The organism is Alkalicoccus luteus (genome assembly GCF_052061695.1).
Taxonomy (GTDB): domain Bacteria; phylum Bacillota; class Bacilli; order Bacillales; family Salisediminibacteriaceae; genus Alkalicoccus; species Alkalicoccus luteus.
Genome location: NZ_JBPZEY010000005.1, coordinates 275,568 through 296,524 on the forward strand (window position 1 = coordinate 275,568; position 20,957 = coordinate 296,524).

Annotated in this window: 19 protein-coding genes; 5 read left to right on the forward strand and 14 right to left on the reverse strand. The window is 44.5% G+C overall.

All coding sequences use genetic code 11. The features are described 5' to 3' along the window. Positions 1 to 74 precede the first annotated feature (74 nt). From ACSZLD_RS09020 to ACSZLD_RS09065, 10 genes are all read right to left on the reverse strand, one after another. Complete coding sequence (locus tag ACSZLD_RS09020) at positions 75 to 1,178, reverse strand: sugar-transfer associated ATP-grasp domain-containing protein (RefSeq protein WP_444684986.1); 1,104 nt, start codon at positions 1,176 to 1,178, stop codon at positions 75 to 77. A gap of 11 nt (positions 1,179 to 1,189) precedes the next feature. Continuing rightward, the gene (locus ACSZLD_RS09025; protein ID WP_444684987.1) at positions 1,190 to 2,071 is read right to left on the reverse strand and encodes an ATP-grasp fold amidoligase family protein; all 882 of its coding nucleotides are present in this window, start codon (positions 2,069 to 2,071) and stop codon (positions 1,190 to 1,192) included. Continuing rightward, positions 2,064 to 2,960 (reverse strand): glycosyltransferase family 2 protein, encoded by an 897-nt coding sequence (locus ACSZLD_RS09030; RefSeq protein ID WP_444684988.1) that lies wholly within the window; start codon positions 2,958 to 2,960, stop codon positions 2,064 to 2,066. Before ACSZLD_RS09030 ends, ACSZLD_RS09025 begins: the two co-directional genes overlap by 8 nt. Positions 2,961 to 2,988: 28 nt before the next feature. Next, the gene (locus ACSZLD_RS09035) at positions 2,989 to 3,846 is read right to left on the reverse strand and encodes an NAD-dependent epimerase/dehydratase family protein (protein ID WP_444684989.1); all 858 of its coding nucleotides are present in this window, start codon (positions 3,844 to 3,846) and stop codon (positions 2,989 to 2,991) included. A gap of 2 nt (positions 3,847 to 3,848) precedes the next feature. Then, positions 3,849 to 4,478, reverse strand: coding sequence for a sugar transferase (locus tag ACSZLD_RS09040; protein WP_444684990.1), 630 nt, complete (start codon positions 4,476 to 4,478; stop codon positions 3,849 to 3,851). A 409-nt stretch (positions 4,479 to 4,887) separates the two neighbouring features. After that, on the reverse strand, positions 4,888 to 5,505 hold the full coding sequence (locus ACSZLD_RS09045) for an integrase core domain-containing protein (protein ID WP_444684991.1): 618 nt from the start codon (positions 5,503 to 5,505) through the stop codon (positions 4,888 to 4,890). 1,168 nt (positions 5,506 to 6,673) lie between these two features. Further along, on the reverse strand, positions 6,674 to 8,500 hold the full coding sequence (locus ACSZLD_RS09050; RefSeq protein ID WP_444684992.1) for a polysaccharide biosynthesis protein: 1,827 nt from the start codon (positions 8,498 to 8,500) through the stop codon (positions 6,674 to 6,676). A gap of 543 nt (positions 8,501 to 9,043) precedes the next feature. Next, positions 9,044 to 9,808: a tyrosine-protein phosphatase gene (locus ACSZLD_RS09055; RefSeq protein WP_444684993.1), complete on the reverse strand. Its 765-nt coding sequence runs from the start codon at positions 9,806 to 9,808 to the stop codon at positions 9,044 to 9,046. Between the two features lie 31 nt (positions 9,809 to 9,839). Continuing rightward, positions 9,840 to 10,541: a CpsD/CapB family tyrosine-protein kinase gene (locus ACSZLD_RS09060; RefSeq protein WP_444684994.1), complete on the reverse strand. Its 702-nt coding sequence runs from the start codon at positions 10,539 to 10,541 to the stop codon at positions 9,840 to 9,842. Continuing rightward, a complete protein-coding gene (locus ACSZLD_RS09065) occupies positions 10,531 to 11,274 on the reverse strand; it encodes a YveK family protein (RefSeq protein WP_168005997.1) in 744 nt (247 codons plus the stop codon). The genes ACSZLD_RS09060 and ACSZLD_RS09065 overlap by 11 nt, the downstream gene beginning before the upstream one ends. Positions 11,275 to 11,456: 182 nt before the next feature. Between ACSZLD_RS09065 and ACSZLD_RS09070 the strand changes: the two genes are divergently transcribed. Next, positions 11,457 to 12,386 carry an LCP family glycopolymer transferase gene (locus ACSZLD_RS09070; protein WP_444684995.1) on the forward strand — a complete coding sequence of 310 codons (930 nt, stop codon included), beginning with the start codon at positions 11,457 to 11,459 and terminating at the stop codon, positions 12,384 to 12,386. 356 nt (positions 12,387 to 12,742) lie between these two features. Beyond that, positions 12,743 to 13,030: a CpXC domain-containing protein gene (locus ACSZLD_RS09075; protein WP_444684996.1), complete on the forward strand. Its 288-nt coding sequence runs from the start codon at positions 12,743 to 12,745 to the stop codon at positions 13,028 to 13,030. 48 nt (positions 13,031 to 13,078) lie between these two features. Here ACSZLD_RS09075 and ACSZLD_RS09080 read toward each other — a convergent pair whose 3' ends face one another. The 4 genes from ACSZLD_RS09080 to ACSZLD_RS09095 form a co-directional block, all read right to left on the reverse strand. Continuing rightward, positions 13,079 to 13,966, reverse strand: a complete 888-nt coding sequence (locus tag ACSZLD_RS09080; protein WP_444684997.1) for an SGNH/GDSL hydrolase family protein — start codon at positions 13,964 to 13,966, stop codon at positions 13,079 to 13,081. Between the two features lie 83 nt (positions 13,967 to 14,049). Further along, on the reverse strand, positions 14,050 to 14,277 hold the full coding sequence (locus tag ACSZLD_RS09085; RefSeq protein ID WP_444684998.1) for a hypothetical protein: 228 nt from the start codon (positions 14,275 to 14,277) through the stop codon (positions 14,050 to 14,052). A 252-nt stretch (positions 14,278 to 14,529) separates the two neighbouring features. Further along, positions 14,530 to 15,216 (reverse strand): response regulator transcription factor, encoded by a 687-nt coding sequence (locus ACSZLD_RS09090; protein WP_444684999.1) that lies wholly within the window; start codon positions 15,214 to 15,216, stop codon positions 14,530 to 14,532. A 285-nt stretch (positions 15,217 to 15,501) separates the two neighbouring features. After that, a complete protein-coding gene (locus tag ACSZLD_RS09095; protein ID WP_444685000.1) occupies positions 15,502 to 16,719 on the reverse strand; it encodes an LCP family protein in 1,218 nt (405 codons plus the stop codon). A 188-nt stretch (positions 16,720 to 16,907) separates the two neighbouring features. Between ACSZLD_RS09095 and galU the strand changes: the two genes are divergently transcribed. From galU to ACSZLD_RS09110, 3 genes are all read left to right on the forward strand, one after another. Next, a complete protein-coding gene (gene galU, locus ACSZLD_RS09100; protein WP_444685013.1) occupies positions 16,908 to 17,786 on the forward strand; it encodes a UTP--glucose-1-phosphate uridylyltransferase GalU in 879 nt (292 codons plus the stop codon). 18 nt (positions 17,787 to 17,804) lie between these two features. Beyond that, the gene (locus tag ACSZLD_RS09105) at positions 17,805 to 19,136 is read left to right on the forward strand and encodes a UDP-glucose dehydrogenase family protein (RefSeq protein ID WP_444685001.1); all 1,332 of its coding nucleotides are present in this window, start codon (positions 17,805 to 17,807) and stop codon (positions 19,134 to 19,136) included. A gap of 519 nt (positions 19,137 to 19,655) precedes the next feature. Then, positions 19,656 to 20,600, forward strand: a complete 945-nt coding sequence (locus tag ACSZLD_RS09110) for a nuclease-related domain-containing protein (protein WP_444685002.1) — start codon at positions 19,656 to 19,658, stop codon at positions 20,598 to 20,600. Positions 20,601 to 20,957 lie beyond the last annotated feature (357 nt).

The following is a 20,957-nucleotide window of genomic DNA, read 5'->3' on the forward strand; positions in this document are numbered from 1 at the left end:
AAGATAGTTTTATACGTTACTATTTTATTAAATTCAATGGGAACAATTACATTATGTTATTAACCTTATACAATTTACTTTTGGGCAATCATTCCGATCATCTTCTCAGTATTCTCGCCAAAAATCCCCTGCCCATTAGCATATTGAGGAAACCATATGGACTGAGAAGTAATATTTATTTCTATTAACACAATTGACTCATTATGATCAACCATAAAATCCCAAGATATTATTCCTAAGTTAGGTATCCGACCATGTAATCTCTTTGCAGCCTCAATTATTTCCTGTGTTTTAACTACTTGATATCCATCAAAAGTAATTCCACTATCAGGGTGTACAGTATAGCTATCTTGAAATTCAGTAAAGCCCGTGCTTTTTAATATACCTTCATCACACAGCCCAATAACAATTCCGCCAGCATGAGCATTATCAACAAATGAACCATTCATCCCTACTCTTAATGAAAGAGGTGCGCAATACACTTCTCCGTCTAAGATGTAGGTAATAACCCTCAATGTATTAATAGAGTTTTCATGTAACAAACTATATGAGTGATGTGCTATGAGCATTTCCTGGATGATGAAGTTTCTTTTATATTTATTAATAATGGTATCGATAGTTTCACCAGTAAATATATCAATTCCATTTTTGACATTTATTAATCTTACACCTCTTCCCGAACTAGTATTAACTGTAGGCTTTATTACAGCCTTTCCTATATTCTGTATACTAGATAGGATATTCTCTTGATTCGTCACCACTCGCTCACTATCATAACAAAAACCATTAGAATTAAGGGTAATCGTTTTTGGGGTTCTAACCAGTTCATTATTAATTAGCATTTCTGTAACGGACTTGTCCGAAAGTGTCCTACAAATATATCTTGGATTCATCATAGGCTCGAGTTTAGTAGAAAATAATATCTCAGGAAAATAGTGTGGGTCATATTTACCAAGATAACTTTGGTATAGCCGGTGCCATTTTTTTGAAATTTTCTTGCCGTAGTTTTTTTCCCATAGAGCATCAATTTCTTGTATTTGTTGATTACTTAATTTTACTTTTGAATAAAGTTTTTTCTTTTTTCTAATATTCTTTAACTCATGCAAGAAAATAATAAACCTTAATAAATAATATAAAATTGATTCAAAAAGTTTCTCTACTCTAGTATATATCCTCAAAAAGAATCCTCCTACACCCTACTAATTGGTAGAGTAATCCAACTACCCATTTTCTTATTAAATTCATAAGGGGTGATTTTACTAAAACCTGCCCCGTTAGTGAATGTAATTTCACCAAAGTATATCTTTTTATTTGAAATATAAAAGTCTACACGCGCATGATGGAACTTTGATGACAATATTTTTGCGTAGTCTAACATTTCTTGTAATTGCTTTGGTTTTTCTACATATTCTGATTCATCGTTTTTATACCCAATAGAAATACCTTTCATTAATTTCCAATTTAAGTCATATAAGTTTCTTTTATGGTCCGAAAACCTAGAAGTGTGGACATCAATGAATTTAGGTACTCCATTAAAGCAAAAGACTTTGTAATCAACTGGCACGGAATTATTATCACTTAGAAACTTTTCAATTATTATTCTTGGTTTTACCACATTGTAAAACCATTCGCCATAACTCGGAAGATACTTTACCTTTAACCACTTCTTCAACCTATTAATTGTATCTTTACAATTTAGTTCTTGTTTATTTTTGCAAATAATGTTTAGGCCTGATCCATGAGTAACCTTTATTACAAATTGGTTAGGAAGATCTTCAAAAGGGATATTTTCAGGTTCAAAGCCTTCCCAATATAAATCATTTAAAATATGCCCACAACCTAAAGAGGCTACAAAATCTCTAACTGTATATTTATCACTGCATATAGGCATTAAAGGATTTTTATCATATAATTTTATCCAATTTAGCTTTTCATTATAGGTAATTGGATTTTCTAAATTTAACTTCTGACCTGTTTTTAACCTATAAAGAAGCTGAAGTTCTTTTTTGGGGTTTACTTTATAAAAAATATTAAAAGGGGCTAAAATTATGTTCTTTGTTAAATTATTCATATTTACCCCTCTCTTTTATTGATTTTAAATCTTTTACATTTATTTGTTGTTCAGAAGCTGGATTAATAATTTCTTGCTCACATATTTTTGCGTCAACTAAATACCTATACCAATAACATTCAAAGTAATGATATATATAGCCTTCTTTCCCATCTAAAAATCCAAATTTGAAATAGTAATTATACACAAACCATAACCATGCTCTGAAAAATCTTGGAGCCTTATAGTATAATCCAAATTTCTTTTTTCTTGTACTTTGGATTTTTTCATCCGTTTGAATTTCGCTAGAATTTCCTTTTTTATAAGCTAAATAATCTTCCATTTCACGAGTAGCATAATAATTATATTTTGTTATAAAACTATTAATATCTTTAAAATCATGGTGGATAAAACGTTCCTTTGTAGGAACAGATCGACCATGAGATAATACACTATGGGCATCACGTTTCCTATCCTCTATCCGACCTATTCCACATTTAAAAATCATTAATTTTCTCTTCTTACTAGCACCATATTTTAGACGTTTACCTAAAAAATATAACCATGCTTCCATGGTTATACCGTTAACATCATCATCTGCATGTTTGGACATCAACATTTCAGCTTCTTTGCATAGCTCTAGAGTAAATCTTTCATCAGCATCTAGGCGCAGAATCCATTTTGTTTGAATATTTGTATTATCAATTCCCCAATTAAACTGCTTGGCATAGTATTCAAATTCATTGAAATAAACATCTGCTCCGCAAGACTTTGCTAACTCAACAGTATTATCTGTACTTCCACTATCAACGACAACTGCTCTTTTAGCAAAACCTTTTATTGAATCCAGACATGCTACAATATTTTTACTTTCATTTTTTGTTAATATAATTGCAGTTAAGTCAGCCATTATTCCACATTCCTTCATATAATTATTTCTATTCTTCAGTCCTTCTAATCGACTCATGTAAATCTCTAATTCTATAATTATCTTTATAACAACTTAAATTCTGATCATATATTAAGTTCCCAAACACTTTATTAATAATCCCTATTTTTCGACCCATTATCCCCAAAACAGGATTGAATACTTTAGTCAACCTAACCTTTTTGCCATGAGCTTCTCCAATTAACTTAACCATCTCACTTGTCTTAACGTATTCAGCATTTTGTGGGAAGAATAACCCACTCTCATTGTTGTCAATTAATAGCCGCAAGAATTCACATAGATTATCTATATGGAGCATGCTACGCTGATTTTCAATGTCCGGAAATAAAGGTAACTTCTTAGCTGCTTTTGCTAGTTTGGGATAGTTTCCTTTTGACCCTTTCCCATAAATCATAGGAGGTCGAATAATTACAATATTAAAAGTTTGATCTTCCATCTCAGTAATTCTTTGTTCTGCTTCAAGTTTGCTCTGTCCATAAAAGTTACTGGGACGTGCAAGAGTATCTCGACCTATGACACGTTTATCTTTTGAGCTATCTCCATAAACAATTATGCTACTCATAAAGATAAACTGCCCTACTCCTTCAAATTTTGCTTTTTGGGCAATTTCAACTGTTAAATCTCTATTTACTTTATAATATAAATCTTCCATGTTTGGATCACGAGAAACATGTGCAATTCCAGCTAGGTGAAGAACAACATCAAATGAAGAGAAGTTAATTTTTTTCCAAGAATTATCACGAACACTTATCTTAGTTACTTGGTATTTGTCCTTAGTTTTATTTAGCCAAGCTTCAAATTGCTTTCCAATGTAACTACTTTCACCTGTAATTAAAACCTTTTTCATAGTTACAATGACTCCTTCGTATTTGATTGTTGTTCTTGTAACTTGGAACCCGTGCCACCTTCGACTACACCATCACTCTTAACAACACGTACGATGGTTCCAAAGAAACACTTAACATCCATCCAAAGGTTAATCTTCTCAACATACTCCCCATCCAACTTAGCCTTAATTTCGATAGGAAGTTCATCCCTACCATTAATCTGTGCCCAACCGGTCAATCCAGGTGGTACATCATTAGCGCCATATTTATCTCGTTCATCGATCAAATCATACTGATTCCAAAGTGCTGGCCTAGGCCCGATTATACTCATCTGTCCAACAAAGATATTCCAGATCTGAGGTAGTTCATCTAATGATGTTTTTCTCAAAAATTTACCCATTTTTGTAATATACTGATCAGGGTTATCTAATAAATGTGTTGGTGTATCTTTAGGTGTATCAATTTTCATCGTACGAAACTTTAATATATTAAAATGTGTTTTGTTAATTCCAACACGCTTTTGTTTGAACAGAATAGGACCTTTTGAATCTAATTTCATTCCCACAATAAGAATTAATAAAATAGGGGACAATACTATCAACCCTACTAAAGAAAGAACTATATCTATTAACCTTTTTATTTTCATGTACATCTCCGTTACACTCCTTGAAAATTTTTTAGTTTGTTAGTACTAGATTAGAACTCATTCCAACCAACTACTAACCTACTAAACCTCATCTATATCCGATAGCCACCTCGTCTTTTGTATTCAAAAATATACTTTAAGTAAAATATATAGTTATAAATACTACCTTTTGGTACAACACACTCTAGTTCCAAACATTATTGTTGCTCCATTTGGTTTTAAGAAATAAAGACTTTCTCACACTCATCTGATTAAGACTATCCATAATAGATTAAAACTTTAAAAACCAGTTCAATCATTCAACATATAGTTCGGTAATTATCGTTATTGATCTATATTGTATTGTCACGTCCTGCCTACTAATTCTATACGCTTTCGGCCTCGTGCTTTGTCATTCTCTCTTATTCAAAATCGTTCATCGAACCTTCATCTCGATTGGGGCGACCTCCCCCTTCATTGCTTCTTCATGGTAGGCGGCCGGGGTCATGAAGTGGAGGCTGCCATGAGGCCGTTTAGCGTTGTAGTAGGCATAGTAGGCGTCCACTTCGGCATAGGCTTCATCGAAGAATGTAAAGACGCATTGATCGAAACATTCCTGATGGAGATGGCTGTGAAACGCCTCCACGTATGCGTTCAGGTTCGGAGATTTTTGTGGAATGCTTTCATAGTAATTGTGATGTTGGTGCATAAACGTTTTGACCAGCATCTGGCGAATCTGCATCCAGCGGCACTCCGGGCCGCGATAATAACCGACAATGGTCCGGTCAAAGACATCAATCACATTGCAGATAAAGAAGAATCGCCCCGATTCCGCAATGATGCCGTATTTAAGATCCATCTGCCAGAGCTGGTTCGGTGCGGTGATGACCCGCACGCGTGCCAGGTGACGGGGGTAAGGCGGCTTTTTGTGTCGTTGTTCCTTGAGAATACCGAGCTCCTGGCAGAGGCGGTAGACCTTCTTTTTGTTAATGACAAGATCAAAGTCGCGGCGAAGCAAGCCCCCCATTTTTTGTAGCCACAGGTGCTGGCCCACTCGTCACAGGCCAGTTCCATCAATCGTTCTTTAATCGCGTCATCCGGAATGGGGTCTCCGTGGATCGTCAGCGAATAACCGGGAATCGGTCGGCCTCGTGGCCGTTCAAGCAGACGCAGGGTTGCGTTCATGGTACGTCTGGGATAGGCAGTGTAGTACGTCGAGACGGCAATCCTCACCAGGCGCAGGATCAAACGGGCCCGGAAGCCGGCATTTTAAGTTGTTTTTGTGCGGACTCCCTCTGAAACCTGAAAAGCAATGTCTTATTTTTTATCTTTTTTAGTCTGTTTTAAAGTCCACTTATTAAACGATAGCAGCTGCAAAGCCACTCCTTTTGTGTTCTGATATAAATATCGGTCCCCTATGCCTGGTTTCAGAGTTCCGCAGTCCACTCTCGGTTAAAGCGATTTGATTCAGTTTTCAACGTATAATTAGAGTCCTTAGTGGTCACAAACGCAACTTTCGGAATCGCAAGCAGCCATTGTTCCTGCATGAGACGAGCAACCGTTTTGACCAACATCGTGTAGCCCCACGCCACCAAATCTTGATGCACGCGCGGGCTCCATAGCTGCCCCTGCTTTCGCGAAACGATCGGCTTACCATCCGTTTTTTCTCTGTACGATCCGCTTCTCCGTCGGTCTCTAGTGCATGTTGACGCTGTTTCCATTTGTAATAGCCGCTTTTCGAAACCTGCAAAATGCGGCACATCTTCTCGTTGGCATACTCGTTTCCATGGCGTCGAATATGCACGTGGATCACGGCTTTGGCTGCATAAACAGTGCATAGTTTTTTAAAAAATCTCATTTTCCTCTTTCAGGTCAAGCACCTCTTTTTCATACGCTTACTTCATCGCTTCCAGATCGCCTAGAGTCGACAGAATGTCACCGGATCGCTCTAGTGCGACTTGCAATCGATCCGCTTTCACCTATTTTTTTCCACAGTGGCGCGGTGTTTCCCGATTTTTTTCTGCCCGATCCCGGTTGACTATAAATCTCTTCTTCCACTAACTTGGCGATGTGTTCCTTACATATGACGATACATAATAGCTCTACTCATTCACGTCCTTTTTAAATACTAACTCTGTGATTGTGCGTTACCTTTGCGTCTGCCTGTAATGCTCACTCTAACGACTAACATCCATTTGTTTTAATCTATTTTTTAGTTTATTTTATTTAGCAATACTATAATTTCTTAAACCGCTAACGCGGAAGTGGGAGATATTGAGAACTAGCTCACGCAAATCGTTAATATCTTGTTTTTCAAATGTATTGATTAATTCATGTATTACTTGAATATTCACTGGAGGTGTTTTTCCCCTGTAAATCATTGGGAAAATTTGTTGATCGTGAACTTCTTCATTTCCTAACAGCTCTTCAAACAGCTTCTCGCCCGGCCGCATTCCAGAATATCGTATGGCAATTTCATTTTCACTGAATCCAGAAAGCTTTATCAGGTTTTTAGCGAGATCCACGATCTTTACTGGTTCTCCCATATCAAGCACAAACACTTCGCCCCCTTCTGCTAATGACCCTGCTTGCAGCACCAGCCTCGAAGCTTCCGGAATTGTCATGAAATACCTTGTCATGTCCGGATGTGTAACGGTCAGAGGGCCCCCGGCAGCTATTTGCTGCTTAAATAAAGGAATGACTGACCCCCGACTACCAAGCACGTTTCCAAAACGCACGGCGACAAATTTCGTCGAACTCTTTTGTCCCATACACTGCACGATCATTTCTGCGATGCGTTTCGTTGCCCCCATCACGCTGGTCGGATTTACCGCTTTATCGGTGGAAATCATGACAAAGGATGACACGCCGGCTTCATCGGCTGCCTCTGCACAGTTTTTCGTTCCGATCACATTGTTTTTCACTGCTTCGTGCGGGTTACGCTCCATCAATGGTACGTGCTTGTGCGCTGCTGCATGATAGACGACGTCAGGCGCATGGGTTTTAAATACATCCACCATACGTGCTTTATCCTGCACATCGGCAATCTCTGTCACAATATCCATCTTTAGATCACTGAATTTCGTACGCAACTCCATTTCAATCGTGTAAATGCTGTTTTCCCCATGTCCTAACAGGACAAGCTTTTCAGGAGAATACCGTGACACTTGCCTGCAGACCTCTGAACCTATCGATCCTCCGGCCCCCGTTACCACGACCGTCTTACCTGTTAACGTTTCTCCAATCTTCTTCGTATCCAGTTCCACCGGCTCTCGTCCTAACAAATCCTCTACTTGCACATCGCGCATCTGCGTCACACTGACTCTTCCGGACATGATGTCTTCTACAGACGGCATGATTTGAGTTTTTACCTTCGTTTGTGAACAGATCTCGAATAGTTCACTCAGCTGTGATTTGGATAAGGATGGAATCGCAATAATGATATGCTGGATGTTTTTATCTTTAACGATGCTCGGAATGCTTTCCTTCGTTCCTGCCACCGGAACTCCCATAATTTCAAGACCGGTTTTCATTTTGTCATCGTCAATAAAAGCAACGGGGTGCAGTTCAGACATTTCGCTATTCAACAGCTGACGCGCTACCATCGTGCCGCCGTTTCCAGCTCCGATGATCATCGCCCGTTTTTTATTGGCTGCTGATCTAAACTTGGCATCCCGGTACACTCGCCACGAAAATCGGGAGGCACCGATTAATAAAATATGTAGCATCAATGTAATTAATAACGTTCTTGAATACATGACCTGGTAAAGCACCAGCTGCAGTATTCCTACCGTTGCAACGGAGAGTGTTACGGCTACAAAAATCGATGACAGCTCACGAATACTCGCGTACTGCCAAACGCGCTTATAGAGCTTAAAGAAATGGGCAAATACGTGGTGGCTAATTAGTAGCCCGATCGATGTGACAATCAGTGCAGGTGTGACAATTTCCGATGCGGGGGCGATGAGCCAGTTACCAACGAACACAGAAAGCATGACAATCAGTGAGTCAATCGCTATGAGTAAAGCGAGCCGTTTATGGATCGTCACTTGAGACCCTCCTTTAATCAAGAATATGTTTTGCAAAACAACACAGCCCTTTCGTTCAAAACGGCTCTATTGTTTTACATTTTAAAAGAAAAGAGAATGTCTATTCTCTACAGAGAATAGACATTCCTGAATTATGCGGCATCTAACCGGTCCTCACACTTTGCCTATGGCAACAGTCCGCACCTAAGCTGTTCAACATCGTGAACAACCAACAGCAAAGTCGAGTTCCTCCGTTGGTAAGGGTGTTGGAGAAATGACCCGTTTCTTGCCTTTTTTTACATCTATTCAAGGTCTTTTACATTCTATCACAATCAGGGGTTTACCGATAGGAGGTAAGGGGAAATTATACATTAATTTTGGGTAATTTCTGTATTTACGATTAGGCTTTCGTTCATCTATGAACGTTGTATCTAGTATATAAGCTTTAGGTAGGGGTTAATATAAGGGAAAAGACCTGAATGAACTGTCTATTTATCTCGTAACATGTCGAATATCAGGAAATAGTACAAATGCCTTTCCGACTTTTGTCCATAAGGCATTGGCTTACTTTCGAAATAATCTTTCTAAAAAGTGTTTAGCACGAAACTCTATTGGCGCCTCTGGATAAATCATTTGTTGATTTAAGAGCTGATTCGCATGTTTTTTTACCTGCTCTACAGTTCCTGTTTTCTCTGCTTGGAGGTACGCCTCCTGCAGGTGAAAACCTCGCGTTTTTACGTGATGGGCATCACTGGCTACAAAATGAACGACGTTGTGTTCTAATAGTTCCAGGGAGAAGCGCTGCAGCTTCTTCCCGAACTTTCCAGCGAGGCTCCCTGCGGTAAGCTGCGATAGCGCCCCGTGTTGAACATAGCGATAGAGCAGCGAAGGCTTTTCTATCAGCACTTTATTTCGCTCCGGATGGGCAATGACCGGGGTAATTCCTTCTAACTGCATGTCGTAAAACAGCTGCGTTGCAAACCTCGGAATACTGTTACTCGGAAACTCCACGAGCATGTAATCGGATCGATTCAGCGTCAGCAGCTTTCCTGCTCGCCAATCTTCTAATAGCTCCCCGTACAGCCTCACTTCTTGACCAGGGAGTACTGTCAGCGGAATCTCATGATGCCTTAGCAGTTCATTCGTCTGCTCGACTGCCCCTTCGATTAACAACGCTTCGTTTTCGTACACCCCGTTTTTATGGTGCGGAGTGGCAATGACATGCGTGATTCCTTCTGCTACGGCCGCTTTCGCAAGTTCAAGCGTGTCTGCTTCAGTTTGTGCCCCGTCATCAAGGCCAGGTAGAAGATGACTGTGAATATCAATCATGCTAAGCCTCCATATGACAAAGAGAGGGATCTTATCCCTCTCCGTAATAATAGTAATACTGCGACTGCTCCATCTGTCGGTCGTTTAGAACAGCGCCAATGAGATTCGCATCGACTTTCTTTAACGATTCCACTGCGCGTTCAGCGTGATCCTCTTCCGTTTTCCCGCTGCGAATGACAAGCACGACCCCATCTGTATGACCCGCAAGTATTTGCGCATCAGTCACGGCATTCACCGGCGGTGCATCGAAGATGACATAATCGTAGCGGTCTTTTACGTGCTGCATAAACTGCTTCATGCGCTGCGAGCCTAATAGCTCACTCGGATTTGGCGGCAGCGGGCCTGATGGGAGTACGTCTAAATTAGCAATCGATGTTTCAAACACCATGTCATCGAATGTACTCTGGTTAGTCAGTACATTCGTAAATCCAGCTTGGTTTGGTACTTGGAAGGAGAAATGTACGGTCGGCTTACGTAAATCCGTATCGACGAGCAGTACTTTGTTATCCTGCTGCGCGAGCACGATACTTAAGTTGGCAACGGTTGTCGACTTTCCTTCACCAGGTGAGGAAGACGTCACGAGAATAGAACGAACCGGCTTATCAATGGATGCAAACTGGATATTCGTGCGAAGCGTACGATATTGCTCGGAGATCGGTGAACGCTTTTGAAACTCCGTGATGAGTGCGCGCTGTTTATCGGACATTTCCTGTTTGTTCTTTTTACGCGCCATACGTTTCACGTCCCTTTCCCCGGCGAGTGTGCGATAGGTCGGATTCTTCCATATCGGAAGTGTTCATCGTGGAAATAGAAGCAAGCACCGGAATCCCGAGCTTTTCTTCCACATCGTCCTCAGTTTTAATCGTGCGATCCAAGAAAGCGAGTAGAAACGCAAGTCCGACGGAGGCCATGAGACCAACAACGAAGGCGATCGCCATATTTAGAGTTGGATTTGGACTTACCGGTGACGGATTATCACTTAGCTCTGCTGCTGATAAGATCGAGACGTTATCGACGTTCATAATTTCAATAATGTCCTGCTGAAAGACGGAGGCCATCGTATTGGCGATTTCTACGGCACTTGCCGGGTTCGCATCTTCGACTGTGACAGTCACGACCTGCGATTCTCCTTCAGCTGATACGTTCACTTGATTTCGGAGTGTTCCGACACCTTGCTCTAAATTTAACTCGTCAATCGTCGGCTCTAAAATCCGCGGGGATGTCATAATGACGTTATACGTATTAATGAGCTCTACGTTCGTACGGATATCGTTTTGCGTAAAGACGTTTTCGCCTTCTGTCGATTGGTTGACGAGAATTTGGGTAGAGGCGCTGTACATTGGGGTTAACACAAAATACGAGACACCAGCAGCAATGGCAACCGCCGCGAGGGTGATGGAGATAATCATGATCAGGCGCTGTCTGATCGTCTGAATAATCTCCTTCAGACTAATCGTTTCTTCCATGGTGTTCCTCCTGTTACGTTCATTTATTAGACAATTACTGTTCTATATGCTAAAGGAAAAGTCCGGTAAAGTAAATCACTTCTCCCAAATTCTTTCATTCGAGAAGCAAAAATGGTGCTTGTCGCATCCTGAATCTGCCAGTATACTGATAGTAATCTGAAAACGAATGGGGCGTAATTTTCATGAAAAAATTCTTACTCATCACGACCGGCATTTTCGCTGTCTTCTTGCTGGCGGTTGGCGGCTATGCCTTTTATTTGTACAGTTCTCTGCAAAGTACCGCCTCGGAGATGCACACGACACTTGATCGCGACAAGTCCGACAAACGAGAAGTCGAAGTGAACATGGATGAATCCGATCCGATTTCGATTCTGTTGTTAGGTGTTGATGCGGAAGAGTCGACTACGGGACGAACGGACACGATGATGATTGTCACCGTGAATCCACAGGATGAATCGATGCGCATGGTCAGCCTCCCGCGGGATACGCGCATGGAAATCGTCGGACGGGATATGCAGGATAAGGTGAATCACGCCTACGCGTTTGGCGGCGCGGACATGGCGATGGATACGGTTGAAAACTACTTTGATATTCCCCTTGATTATTTTGTGACGGTGAACATGTCCGGTTTTAAGGATATTGTCGATGCGGTTGGTGGTGTAACCGTTGATAATCGCTTTGCATTTGATCAAAGCGGCTATACGTTTAACGAAGGAGAAGTCGATCTGGATGGCGATCAGGCGCTCGCTTATTCCCGGATGAGAAGCGAAGATCCGCGTGGCGACATGGGCCGTAACGACCGACAGCGCCAAGTCGTGAATGCGATCATTCGCGAAGGCGCACAGTTCAGCTCCATTACACGCGTCGGAGACATTCTCGATTCCGTTGGCATCAACGTGCAGACGAATATGGAATTTGATAAGATGCGCAAGCTGCAGCAAAATTACGCCGGCGCTCGTCATAACCAGGAAACGATGGAGATCGAAGGCTACGGAGAGCGGATTGACGGCATCTGGTATTTAATCGTTTCAGACGAAGAGCGCGAGCGGATTAGCAGCGAGCTTCGGGCTCATCTTGAATTAGATGAAACATCTACCGCTTCATCGGACTAAGCGTTTTCAGGCAGGGACCCTTCGGTTCCCTGCCTTTTTTAGGACAAATCACTAGTTCGTTTACACCCTTCCTTCTATTTTCGAAGTTTTTTGTTTCTTTTTCCACTCAGGTGGATATAATAGAGAGTAGTTATTCCACCTCAGTGAACGATAGGACTTCGTTATCGGTATTTTACATAATTGACCATAACCCTTCAACAATCCACCTCGGTGGACGATAATAAGGGGAGTACGCTACTGACAAAGGAACAAACTAATAAAAACAGGTTTTTCTTTCCACATTTATGGAAAGATATACATATAGTCTTATTTCCACTCACGTGGATGGCTTTGCCCTGTTCGAAGGAGAGATGTGCATGTTTTGGAAGGCGAATCGAAAAAAGCAAGTGATGGAAGCGACGCATATTGAATGCCCAAGCTGTGAAACGGTCACAGCTGTTCAAGCTTGGAATAAACTTGCGGTAGGTACCTACGGCGATGATACTCCAGATGTGCGCAAAGCAGCTCTCAACAAACAAAATTCGTTTCCGTTCCAATGTCCAACGTGCTTTAAAGGCTATTCGGCCCATCGCCTGGAGTTCGTAAAGCCGTTGGGAAAACACACCCACCTCGCAGCTAGCGTCACGCAGACAAATCTAAACTAACGCAAAGGATCATCCGACTTCGCATCGGATGATCCTTTTTTCGTTCGCTTATTGGGTCACGAGATACGGGCGAATCGCTTCTGCCCACAGCGTATGTCCGTCTTGATTAGGCATCCGCTCTTCGGTGACGTAATTGAGCAGTTCTTCATCGTCCAGGTCCGGCCATGCTTCCCAGTGATCGATGTACACGTACCCTTCCTCTTCGGCAAACTCGGCAAAATCTGCGACCTGTTCCGGATAGATCGACGTTTCATATGCCGGCGGTGATGGATGCAAGACCGTGATCAAATCACTATTATCTGCGGTTGCCGCCTCTGCAATCGCATCGATCTGCTCGTGCGCGTCGTCTCCTGTTACGACAGCGAGGTTATTGTTCCAATTGAATCCTTCTAACAATAAAATGTCCGCTTCATTGTCAGCTAAGTCATCGTGGCGATTTTGCTCGACAATCTCTTCTGTCGTAAAGCCGCCAAAGGAAACATTTGTGAACTGGAACGTTCCTTCCCCATATGCCTCATTCAGCTCTTCTTCCAACAGCTCCGGCCAAGGCGTTAGGCCCTCGTCCTCTGCGTCCGTGGAGGAACGCGTACCTACCGTTAACACACGCACGGCTTCTCCAGCAGACAGCCGTTCTGCGATGCGATCCGCAATCGAATTCGGAAGCTCTGACGTCAGCTGCTCCAGCTCCTCGTCCTCATAGGCGGATTCTTCTAGCTCATTCTCATCTTCAGCCGCCTCTTCCAAGACGACTGCTGCTTCATCAGCTTCTTCGTCATCTTGTACCTCCAGCTCTTCTGCATCGATTCCGGCTGAAGCAGCCAGCTGTTCATGCGCCTGATCCGCTGTTGCCTGAAGCTGATCCTGGTAGTATAATCTTCCGACCAGCACTGTCACACCGGTTAAGACGACGACAATCAGTAATGTAATACGTTGCACCGAACTTCCCCTCCCTTCTGAATTCACTTGTATCATTATACCCATTAAGCAAGTTTCCGTATAGTGGACTGGCAATATTTTCTTTAGATCACAGCAGAATGAGGAGAATGCAGGATCGGATGTATGTCTTCTGGCTTTGTAGAGAGCTTGACGTGAAAGTAACCGAAGTCGTCTGTTAGTGTCGTAGCGATAATCTGCCCTCCGCTATGTACGAGCGCGATTGCTTGATGTACACACGGATCTGTTAACAAAAATCCTACGGCGAAATGCTCGTTCTCGTCATTAGTCGTTACGGTCCATTCCCATTCCATGTAAAAACACTCCTTTTTCTTTCGTGTTCGTCGATGAATAAGGGTGATCCGTTACAAGTTTATGTTATTCGCAAGTGGAGAGCGCTATTCGGACTGGGATCAACGTTTACGAGGAAGTTCTTCCGCTATGCGAGGTTCTTTTGCGGGCTTACGAGGAACTGTGACCTCTGTTGAATGACCTATTTAAAAGTCCTTCGCTCTAGACAAACGAAAAACACTGTACAAGGGCATTTACCCAAGTACAGTGCTTCCCTACTCCCGCTCGCAGTCGACCCATTCGTTGCGGATCGCATGAACGACGACGCCGGTGCGGTCACTCACCCCGACACCGCGAATCAGGTTACTGACATAGCGTTTCACCGTTTTAACCGAGTAGTACAGCTCTTCGGCCATTTCTGGCGTTGATTTTCCGTCCAACAGCAGCTGCAGAATATTCAGCTCTGACTTGCGCAGGTCAACATCGACCCGCTCCGGGATCAGCTTGAAGCGGCTGATCGGCTGCTGGCGCTCTTTTCTCTGTTTCACTTCTTCAGCGAGCTCGTAATTGACCTCCGGATTTAACAGAAATGGGTGGTCACAGATGATTTCCATCGCCTGCTCGGAGTGCTCTCTGAACTTTTCCAGGGAAATGAGTCCCTGCATTTCTTCTCGTAGCATGTCTTTTGCTTTGTGCATGCAGTCGTCCGGTACAATGAAGACAATTTGCTTGCCTTCCCATTCGACCTTCTTCACGCGTGCGCGCTGCTCTTTAATAAGCGTATCGGGATCTGAGCTGAAGAGAAACAGCGTATCAAACGTCGCGGCGTACTCGTCGTCCGCCTCATCCAGAAATTCATAGAGGACGCTTGATGGCGCTTGAATCTTCCTCAGGTCGGCTGCGTATTCCTTCTCCGTGCAGATGAGCGCGATTTTCTTCAAATCTGCCTTCGCTGTTTCCATCTGTAACCCCTCCACTCACACATCCCTTTTAACGGATGAACAACAATTGTACTACCATTGTAAACATAGAACGGTGCCAATTTCCACTGTTTAGGCCTATCTTTTACGTTGACCTCCCTTTACCCAGGTAAAGGACCGAAGAAAGTCTTACGTATGAAGGGTAGATGCTTTCCTTTTGTTAGTATAAGGAGATAAAATCTGTCATCCTGTCTGCCGAAATCCGTCATACTCTGTCATCTTATCTGGCGCGAAAAACCCCCGGCTTCATTCAGCCGGGGGCGGTGTTTACCATTCGTTATTGGTTGTTGTTTCCCATTCCGCGTTCTCTTCTGTACCGGACTCCGTCTGCCCGTCGTTCTCAGCGCCGTTATGTTGCTGCCAGCTTTCTTCTTCCGGGTTTTCTTCTGTGTTCCACTCATTGTTTTCCGGGCCGGCATCTTCGTTAACGTCGTTTTCGTTCCACTCGAGGTTCGGCTCCCCGCTCGGCTCTACGTCGCTGCCGTCATCGCCGCCTTCGAGCGCTTCAGCATAAACGGGATCGAGCGAGGCGCGCAGCCCTAAATGAACCTGCAGGCGCTGCCGTGTTTTCTCAAGCGAGAATTCATCCGGCTGGTAGTAGTAGACGCCGTCCTGCATTACGCCTTCTCCGTCATAGCCGAACGACTCGATGTTATCGAGCTCGGAGGCGTAGGCGTGCATGTCAACCATGTCGTTAAACGCGACGTTCGTGTACAGATTGTTGCCGATCGCATTGAGCAGGGAATTAAAGTTGGTAATCGAATTAAACGATGCCATCTCGTCCACGATGGACGCCATCACTTCTTTCTGGCGTTCTCCGCGGCCGATGTCTCCTTGAGGATCTGATTTCCGCATGCGCACGTAAGCAAGCGCCTCTTCTCCGTCCAGCGTCTGTTCGCCTTCTTCGATTTCAATTGTGCCGTACGTCTGATTATCGGTTTCCGTGAAGGCCATCGGCGAATCAACCGTCACGCCGTTTAACGCATCGATGATCTCCATGAAGGCATCGAAGTTTAACGATACGTAGTAGTCTACCGGGATTTGAAACAGGTTTTCTACTGTATCAACGGTCAAATCCACTCCGCCGTAAGCGTGGGCGTGGTTGATTTTATCCTCTGCCTGTCTGCCAGGGATCGGCACGAGCGTGTCACGGGGGATGTTCACCATTTTGATGGAAGGGTCATCCGGGTTAAATGTGGCGAGCACCATTGCGTCGGTACGGCCGTCCAGGTCACCGTCGCGTGTGTCTAGCCCGAGGAATAAGACGGAAACAGGATCGACATCCGGTTTTACCGCCTCTTCACGCTGTTCGGACTGATCGCCGCGCTCCAGCTCCACCTGGGACTCTGAGGTCACATTGTGTACCTGGGTGGCGACATAGGCAAAGGTACTACCTGCGGCAATAAGCAGAATCGCAAACGTAATGATGAGCGTTTTTAAGACGGGACGTTTTTTCTTTTTACGGGCCATGCGGGATTCCGCCATAGGGACACTCCTCAATATATATGTGATGCTCGAACATTCGGACAAAAACCTCAACAATTAATTTTACTTGACATACACCCGTGAGTAAAGATGCCAATGTTGTTTTTTTTCAGCGAAGGGTGCCATTTGTTATGATCTGGTAGTATAATGGGGACAGCTCAGTTATACGCACAGGAGGGGTACATATGGTGAAAGTACGTAAAGCAATTATACCGGCAGCGGGACTCGGGACGCGTTTCCTGCCGGCAACGAAGGCGCAGCCGAAGGAAATGCTGCCGATCGTGGATAAGCCGACGATTCAGTATATTGTTGAAGAAGCGATCGCATCCGGCATCGAAGACATCATCATTATCAGCGGACGCGGCAAGCGCGCGATTGAGGATCATTTCGATACGTCGTACGAGCTGGAAGAAACACTTCGCCGCAAGGAGAAAACGGCGATTTTAGAGGAAGTGCAGGCCATTTCCAACATGGCGAACATCCATTACATCCGCCAAAAGGAAGCGAAGGGCCTCGGGCATGCGATCAGCTGTGCAAAGCACTTCATCGGCGATGAGCCGTTCGCCGTACTTTTAGGGGACGATATCGTTCGGACAAACGGTACGCCTTGTTTAAAGCAGCTGATCGACGTATTTGAACGATACAATTCATCTGTCGTCGGGGTGCAACCTGTGCCGGATAATGACGTCAGTAAATATGGAATCGTTGCGCCGAAGTCAACGGAAATTGAAAAGGGCGTGATTCACGTCGCCGACCTGATGGAAAAGCCGGCTGTAGAAGACGCGCCGTCGAACTATGCGATCATGGGCCGCTACGTGCTGCGCCCGGAGATCTTTGAGATTCTCGATCAGCTGCCGCCGGGATCCGGCAATGAAATTCAGCTGACGGATGCCATCAAGGAGCTGAACGAGTCTCAGATCGTGCTCGCCTATGAATTCAGCGGCAAGCGCTACGATGTCGGTGACAAGCTCGGCTTCGTGAAGGCAACTGTTGATTTTGCACTCGAGCGTGACGACCTGCGTGACGATGTGCTGGAATATTTAAACACACTTTCCGAGAAGGTTTAATACAGGAGGATTTGAAGCATGACAAACATTGCGGTAGTTGGGACAGGATATGTCGGGCTTGTGACAGGCGTCGCTCTGTCGGAAATCGGACATCAGGTGACATGTATTGATATTGATCAAGCGAAAGTCGAACGTATGCGCCGCGGGGAATCTCCTATTTATGAACCGGGACTCGATGAACTGATGACAAAAAATATTCAGGCCGGACGCCTCTTCTTTACTGCTAACCACGCAGAGGGCTTCACCGATAAAGACGTCGTCTATATCGCGGTCGGAACACCGGAAAAAGAAGACGGGACCGCTGATCTCCGTTTTATTAACCAGGTGGCAAAGGATATTGCTGCAAACGTGAAGCAGGATGTCGTCGTCGTGACGAAGTCGACGGTTCCGGTTGGAACGAACGATCATATTTTGTCAGTGATCAAAGAGCATCTCGTGCACAACGTGGACGTGCAGATGGTCTCGAACCCCGAATTTTTACGTGAAGGAAGCGCGATTGACGACGCATTTCACGGCGACCGGATCGTGATCGGCGCTGACGCTGGCTACGCCGGCGACTTGATCGAGGACGTGAACGAAGCGTTCGGGATTCCCGTTTACCGTACCGACGTGCGCAGCGCGGAAATGATCAAGTATGCGTCAAACGCATTCTTAGCGACAAAGATCAGCTTCGTGAACGAGATTGCGAATATCTGCGAGAAGACCGGCGCCAATATTGAAGACGTGGCTTCCGGAATGGGCATGGACGGCCGCATCGGCCACCAGTTTTTGCGCGCCGGCATCGGCTACGGAGGATCCTGTTTCCCTAAAGATACGAAGGCACTCGCACAGATCGCTGCGAACCACGACCACAGTTTTGAACTGCTGGAAGCGGTGATCCGTGTGAACAACGAACAGCACCGCTCGCTCACGAACAAAGCAAAAGAAGCGTTCGGTTCGCTGAAAGGTCGCCGCATAGCGCTGCTAGGCCTTGCATTTAAGCCAAACACCGACGACATGCGCGAGTCGCCTGCGATTGCGATCAGCCAGGAACTGCTGCTCGCAGGTGCAGAAGTCGTCGCGTACGACCCGATCGCAACCGAAAACGCAAAGCGCGTCATGCCGGAAGGCGTCACCTATGTGGCAACAGCCGAGGAAGCGCTCCGCGGCGCAGATGCGGCCTTTATCGTGACCGACTGGAGCGAAATCAAGTCGCTTGAATTGCGCGCATATGAGCAGTACTTGAAAGAGCCGTATGTGTTCGACGGCCGTAACTGCTACTCGCTCGAGGACGTTGCCACCACATCGCTGAATTACTATTCTGTAGGACGTAAAGCCGTTGTGAATGGAAAACTTGTAGAAACGGTTTGATTAGAGAGCAGCGGCCCCGGACCGCTGCTTTTTAGGTGGATATGGGGTTGGGGTGCCTATTCGTAACTTGGAGCCGCTATTCGTAACCGTAGCTGCTGTTATGCGAATGGATATCCGTTTTGTGCGTAGCGGAAGCTGCTTTATGCGGAGCCTTTCTTCGTTTATGCGAACCTTTCCTTTATTTCTGCTTAGTCGTTGCTTTCGGCTTCAGCCGAAAGCGTCGATTCAGATGAATACGGGTGGCTTCGGTCGGTGCCGAAGCCTTCCTTTTTGTAAGTGACCGCTAATCGTAAGTGGAGACTGCTATTCGGACCTGTAGCTGCTGTTGTGCGTACGAATACCGGTTTTGTGCGTAGCTACAGCTTCGTTATGCGTAATCTCCCTTCTCTTGTGAGTACTTATTCTTTTTTTATGAGCTACTTTTTCTTAAATTAGCCAATAATGGATTGTTATCCCTTTTTCAAAGAACAGGTGTTTGGTCTATACTTAACGGTAACTCTATATGAGAGGGGCTTATCCATGCTGCTTAATCCTAGAAAAAAGCCTTATTTCTTTTATCAATACGAGGCGCTGCTAAGGCGGCTGCCGAAAACACACCCCATATATGCTCGTGCGGAAGCTGACTTTTACCGGTATCGTGCCGGATTTTCAGGCGAAAAGGAACTTGACTATTACTTCGACTACCTCCCCAGCGACATTTCTTATTTTCATCAGCTCTACGCTTCAGTACCTAACAGCAAATTTTCGGTACAGATTGACTTACTGCTTCTCTCCCCAACATTTATCAGCATCATTGAACTCAAACATTACGCCGGTTCTCTCTATTTTTCGAGCCACTATAATCAGCTAATAAAAACAGCTGATGGTCAATCTGAAGTGATGACCTGTCCGCTCGCTCAAGTAAACCGGCAGCGCATTCAACTAGAACGCATCTTAAAACACGATTTAAAAAAGGAGATTCCTATTCTCACACAGGTTTTTGTCACTAACCCACGCTGTGAAATAAAAAGTGACCTGCCAATTCAAAACCTCGCTCATGTTGCCAAACTGCCTGAACTTGTTCGCCAATGGAAGACAACTTACACTGAGCCAACGCTAACGAAAAGTCAGATTAGCAATCTTGGGAAACGTTTAGTAAATCGATTAAAAAAGGAAGAACGAAACCTGCTTTCCCGATATAAGCTGGATTCTTCCATATTGAGATCAGGCGTTTTGTGCAACTCATGTGATGCGATCATGGCTCGGCGCCGTGGTTATTGGGTCTGTGCAACCTGCTTCGAGAAAGGGAAGAATCAGCATCAGCAAGCATTTAGGGATTATGCGCTGTTACATAAGACGACTATGACTCTAACAGAAGCGATGAATTGGGCCGGCATGCGCCGTGACACCTGTGGTCGCCTGATGCAGCAGCAATTTAAGCGAGTCCCCTCCGTTTATCCAGTGACCTATCAGCTAATCGATTAGGCGGTCTCTAAACGTAACTGGGCAGCGTTATTCGTATCAGGTTCATGTATTGTGCGTACGGAGTGGGGTTTTATGCGTAGTGGAAGCTGCTTTTATGCGGAACTTTTCTTCGTTTATGCGAACTTTTCCTTTATTTCTGCTTAGTCTTTGCTTTCGGCTCGAGCCGAAAGCGTCAATTCAAATTAATGTGGGTGGCTTCGGCTCGCTGCCGAAGCCTTCCTCTTGTGAGTGATCGTTAATCGTAAGTGAATGCTGCTATTCGTATCAGGTTCATGTATTGTGCGTACGGATACCGGTTTTGTGCGTATCGGAAGCTTCGTTATGCATAGCCTCCCTTCTTTTATGCGAACCTTTCCT

Bases quoted from the DNA above. Each gene is read 5' to 3' on its own strand.
- ACSZLD_RS09025 (WP_444684987.1), bottom strand. From the start codon at position 2,071: ATGAATAATTTAACAAAGAACATAATTTTAGCCCCTTTTAATATTTTT.
- ACSZLD_RS09030 (WP_444684988.1), bottom strand. From the start codon at position 2,960: ATGGCTGACTTAACTGCAATTATATTAACAAAAAATGAAAGTAAAAAT.
- ACSZLD_RS09035 (WP_444684989.1), bottom strand. From the start codon at position 3,846: ATGAAAAAGGTTTTAATTACAGGTGAAAGTAGTTACATTGGAAAGCAA.
- ACSZLD_RS09040 (WP_444684990.1), bottom strand. From the start codon at position 4,478: ATGTACATGAAAATAAAAAGGTTAATAGATATAGTTCTTTCTTTAGTA.
- ACSZLD_RS09055 (WP_444684993.1), bottom strand. From the start codon at position 9,808: ATGATTGATATTCACAGTCATCTTCTACCTGGCCTTGATGACGGGGCA.
- ACSZLD_RS09060 (WP_444684994.1), bottom strand. From the start codon at position 10,541: ATGGCGCGTAAAAAGAACAAACAGGAAATGTCCGATAAACAGCGCGCA.
- ACSZLD_RS09065 (WP_168005997.1), bottom strand. From the start codon at position 11,274: ATGGAAGAAACGATTAGTCTGAAGGAGATTATTCAGACGATCAGACAG.
- ACSZLD_RS09070 (WP_444684995.1), top strand. From the start codon at position 11,457: ATGAAAAAATTCTTACTCATCACGACCGGCATTTTCGCTGTCTTCTTG.
- ACSZLD_RS09075 (WP_444684996.1), top strand. From the start codon at position 12,743: ATGTTTTGGAAGGCGAATCGAAAAAAGCAAGTGATGGAAGCGACGCAT.
- ACSZLD_RS09085 (WP_444684998.1), bottom strand. From the start codon at position 14,277: ATGGAATGGGAATGGACCGTAACGACTAATGACGAGAACGAGCATTTC.
- ACSZLD_RS09090 (WP_444684999.1), bottom strand. From the start codon at position 15,216: ATGGAAACAGCGAAGGCAGATTTGAAGAAAATCGCGCTCATCTGCACG.
- ACSZLD_RS09095 (WP_444685000.1), bottom strand. From the start codon at position 16,719: ATGGCGGAATCCCGCATGGCCCGTAAAAAGAAAAAACGTCCCGTCTTA.
- ACSZLD_RS09105 (WP_444685001.1), top strand. From the start codon at position 17,805: ATGACAAACATTGCGGTAGTTGGGACAGGATATGTCGGGCTTGTGACA.
- ACSZLD_RS09110 (WP_444685002.1), top strand. From the start codon at position 19,656: ATGCTGCTTAATCCTAGAAAAAAGCCTTATTTCTTTTATCAATACGAG.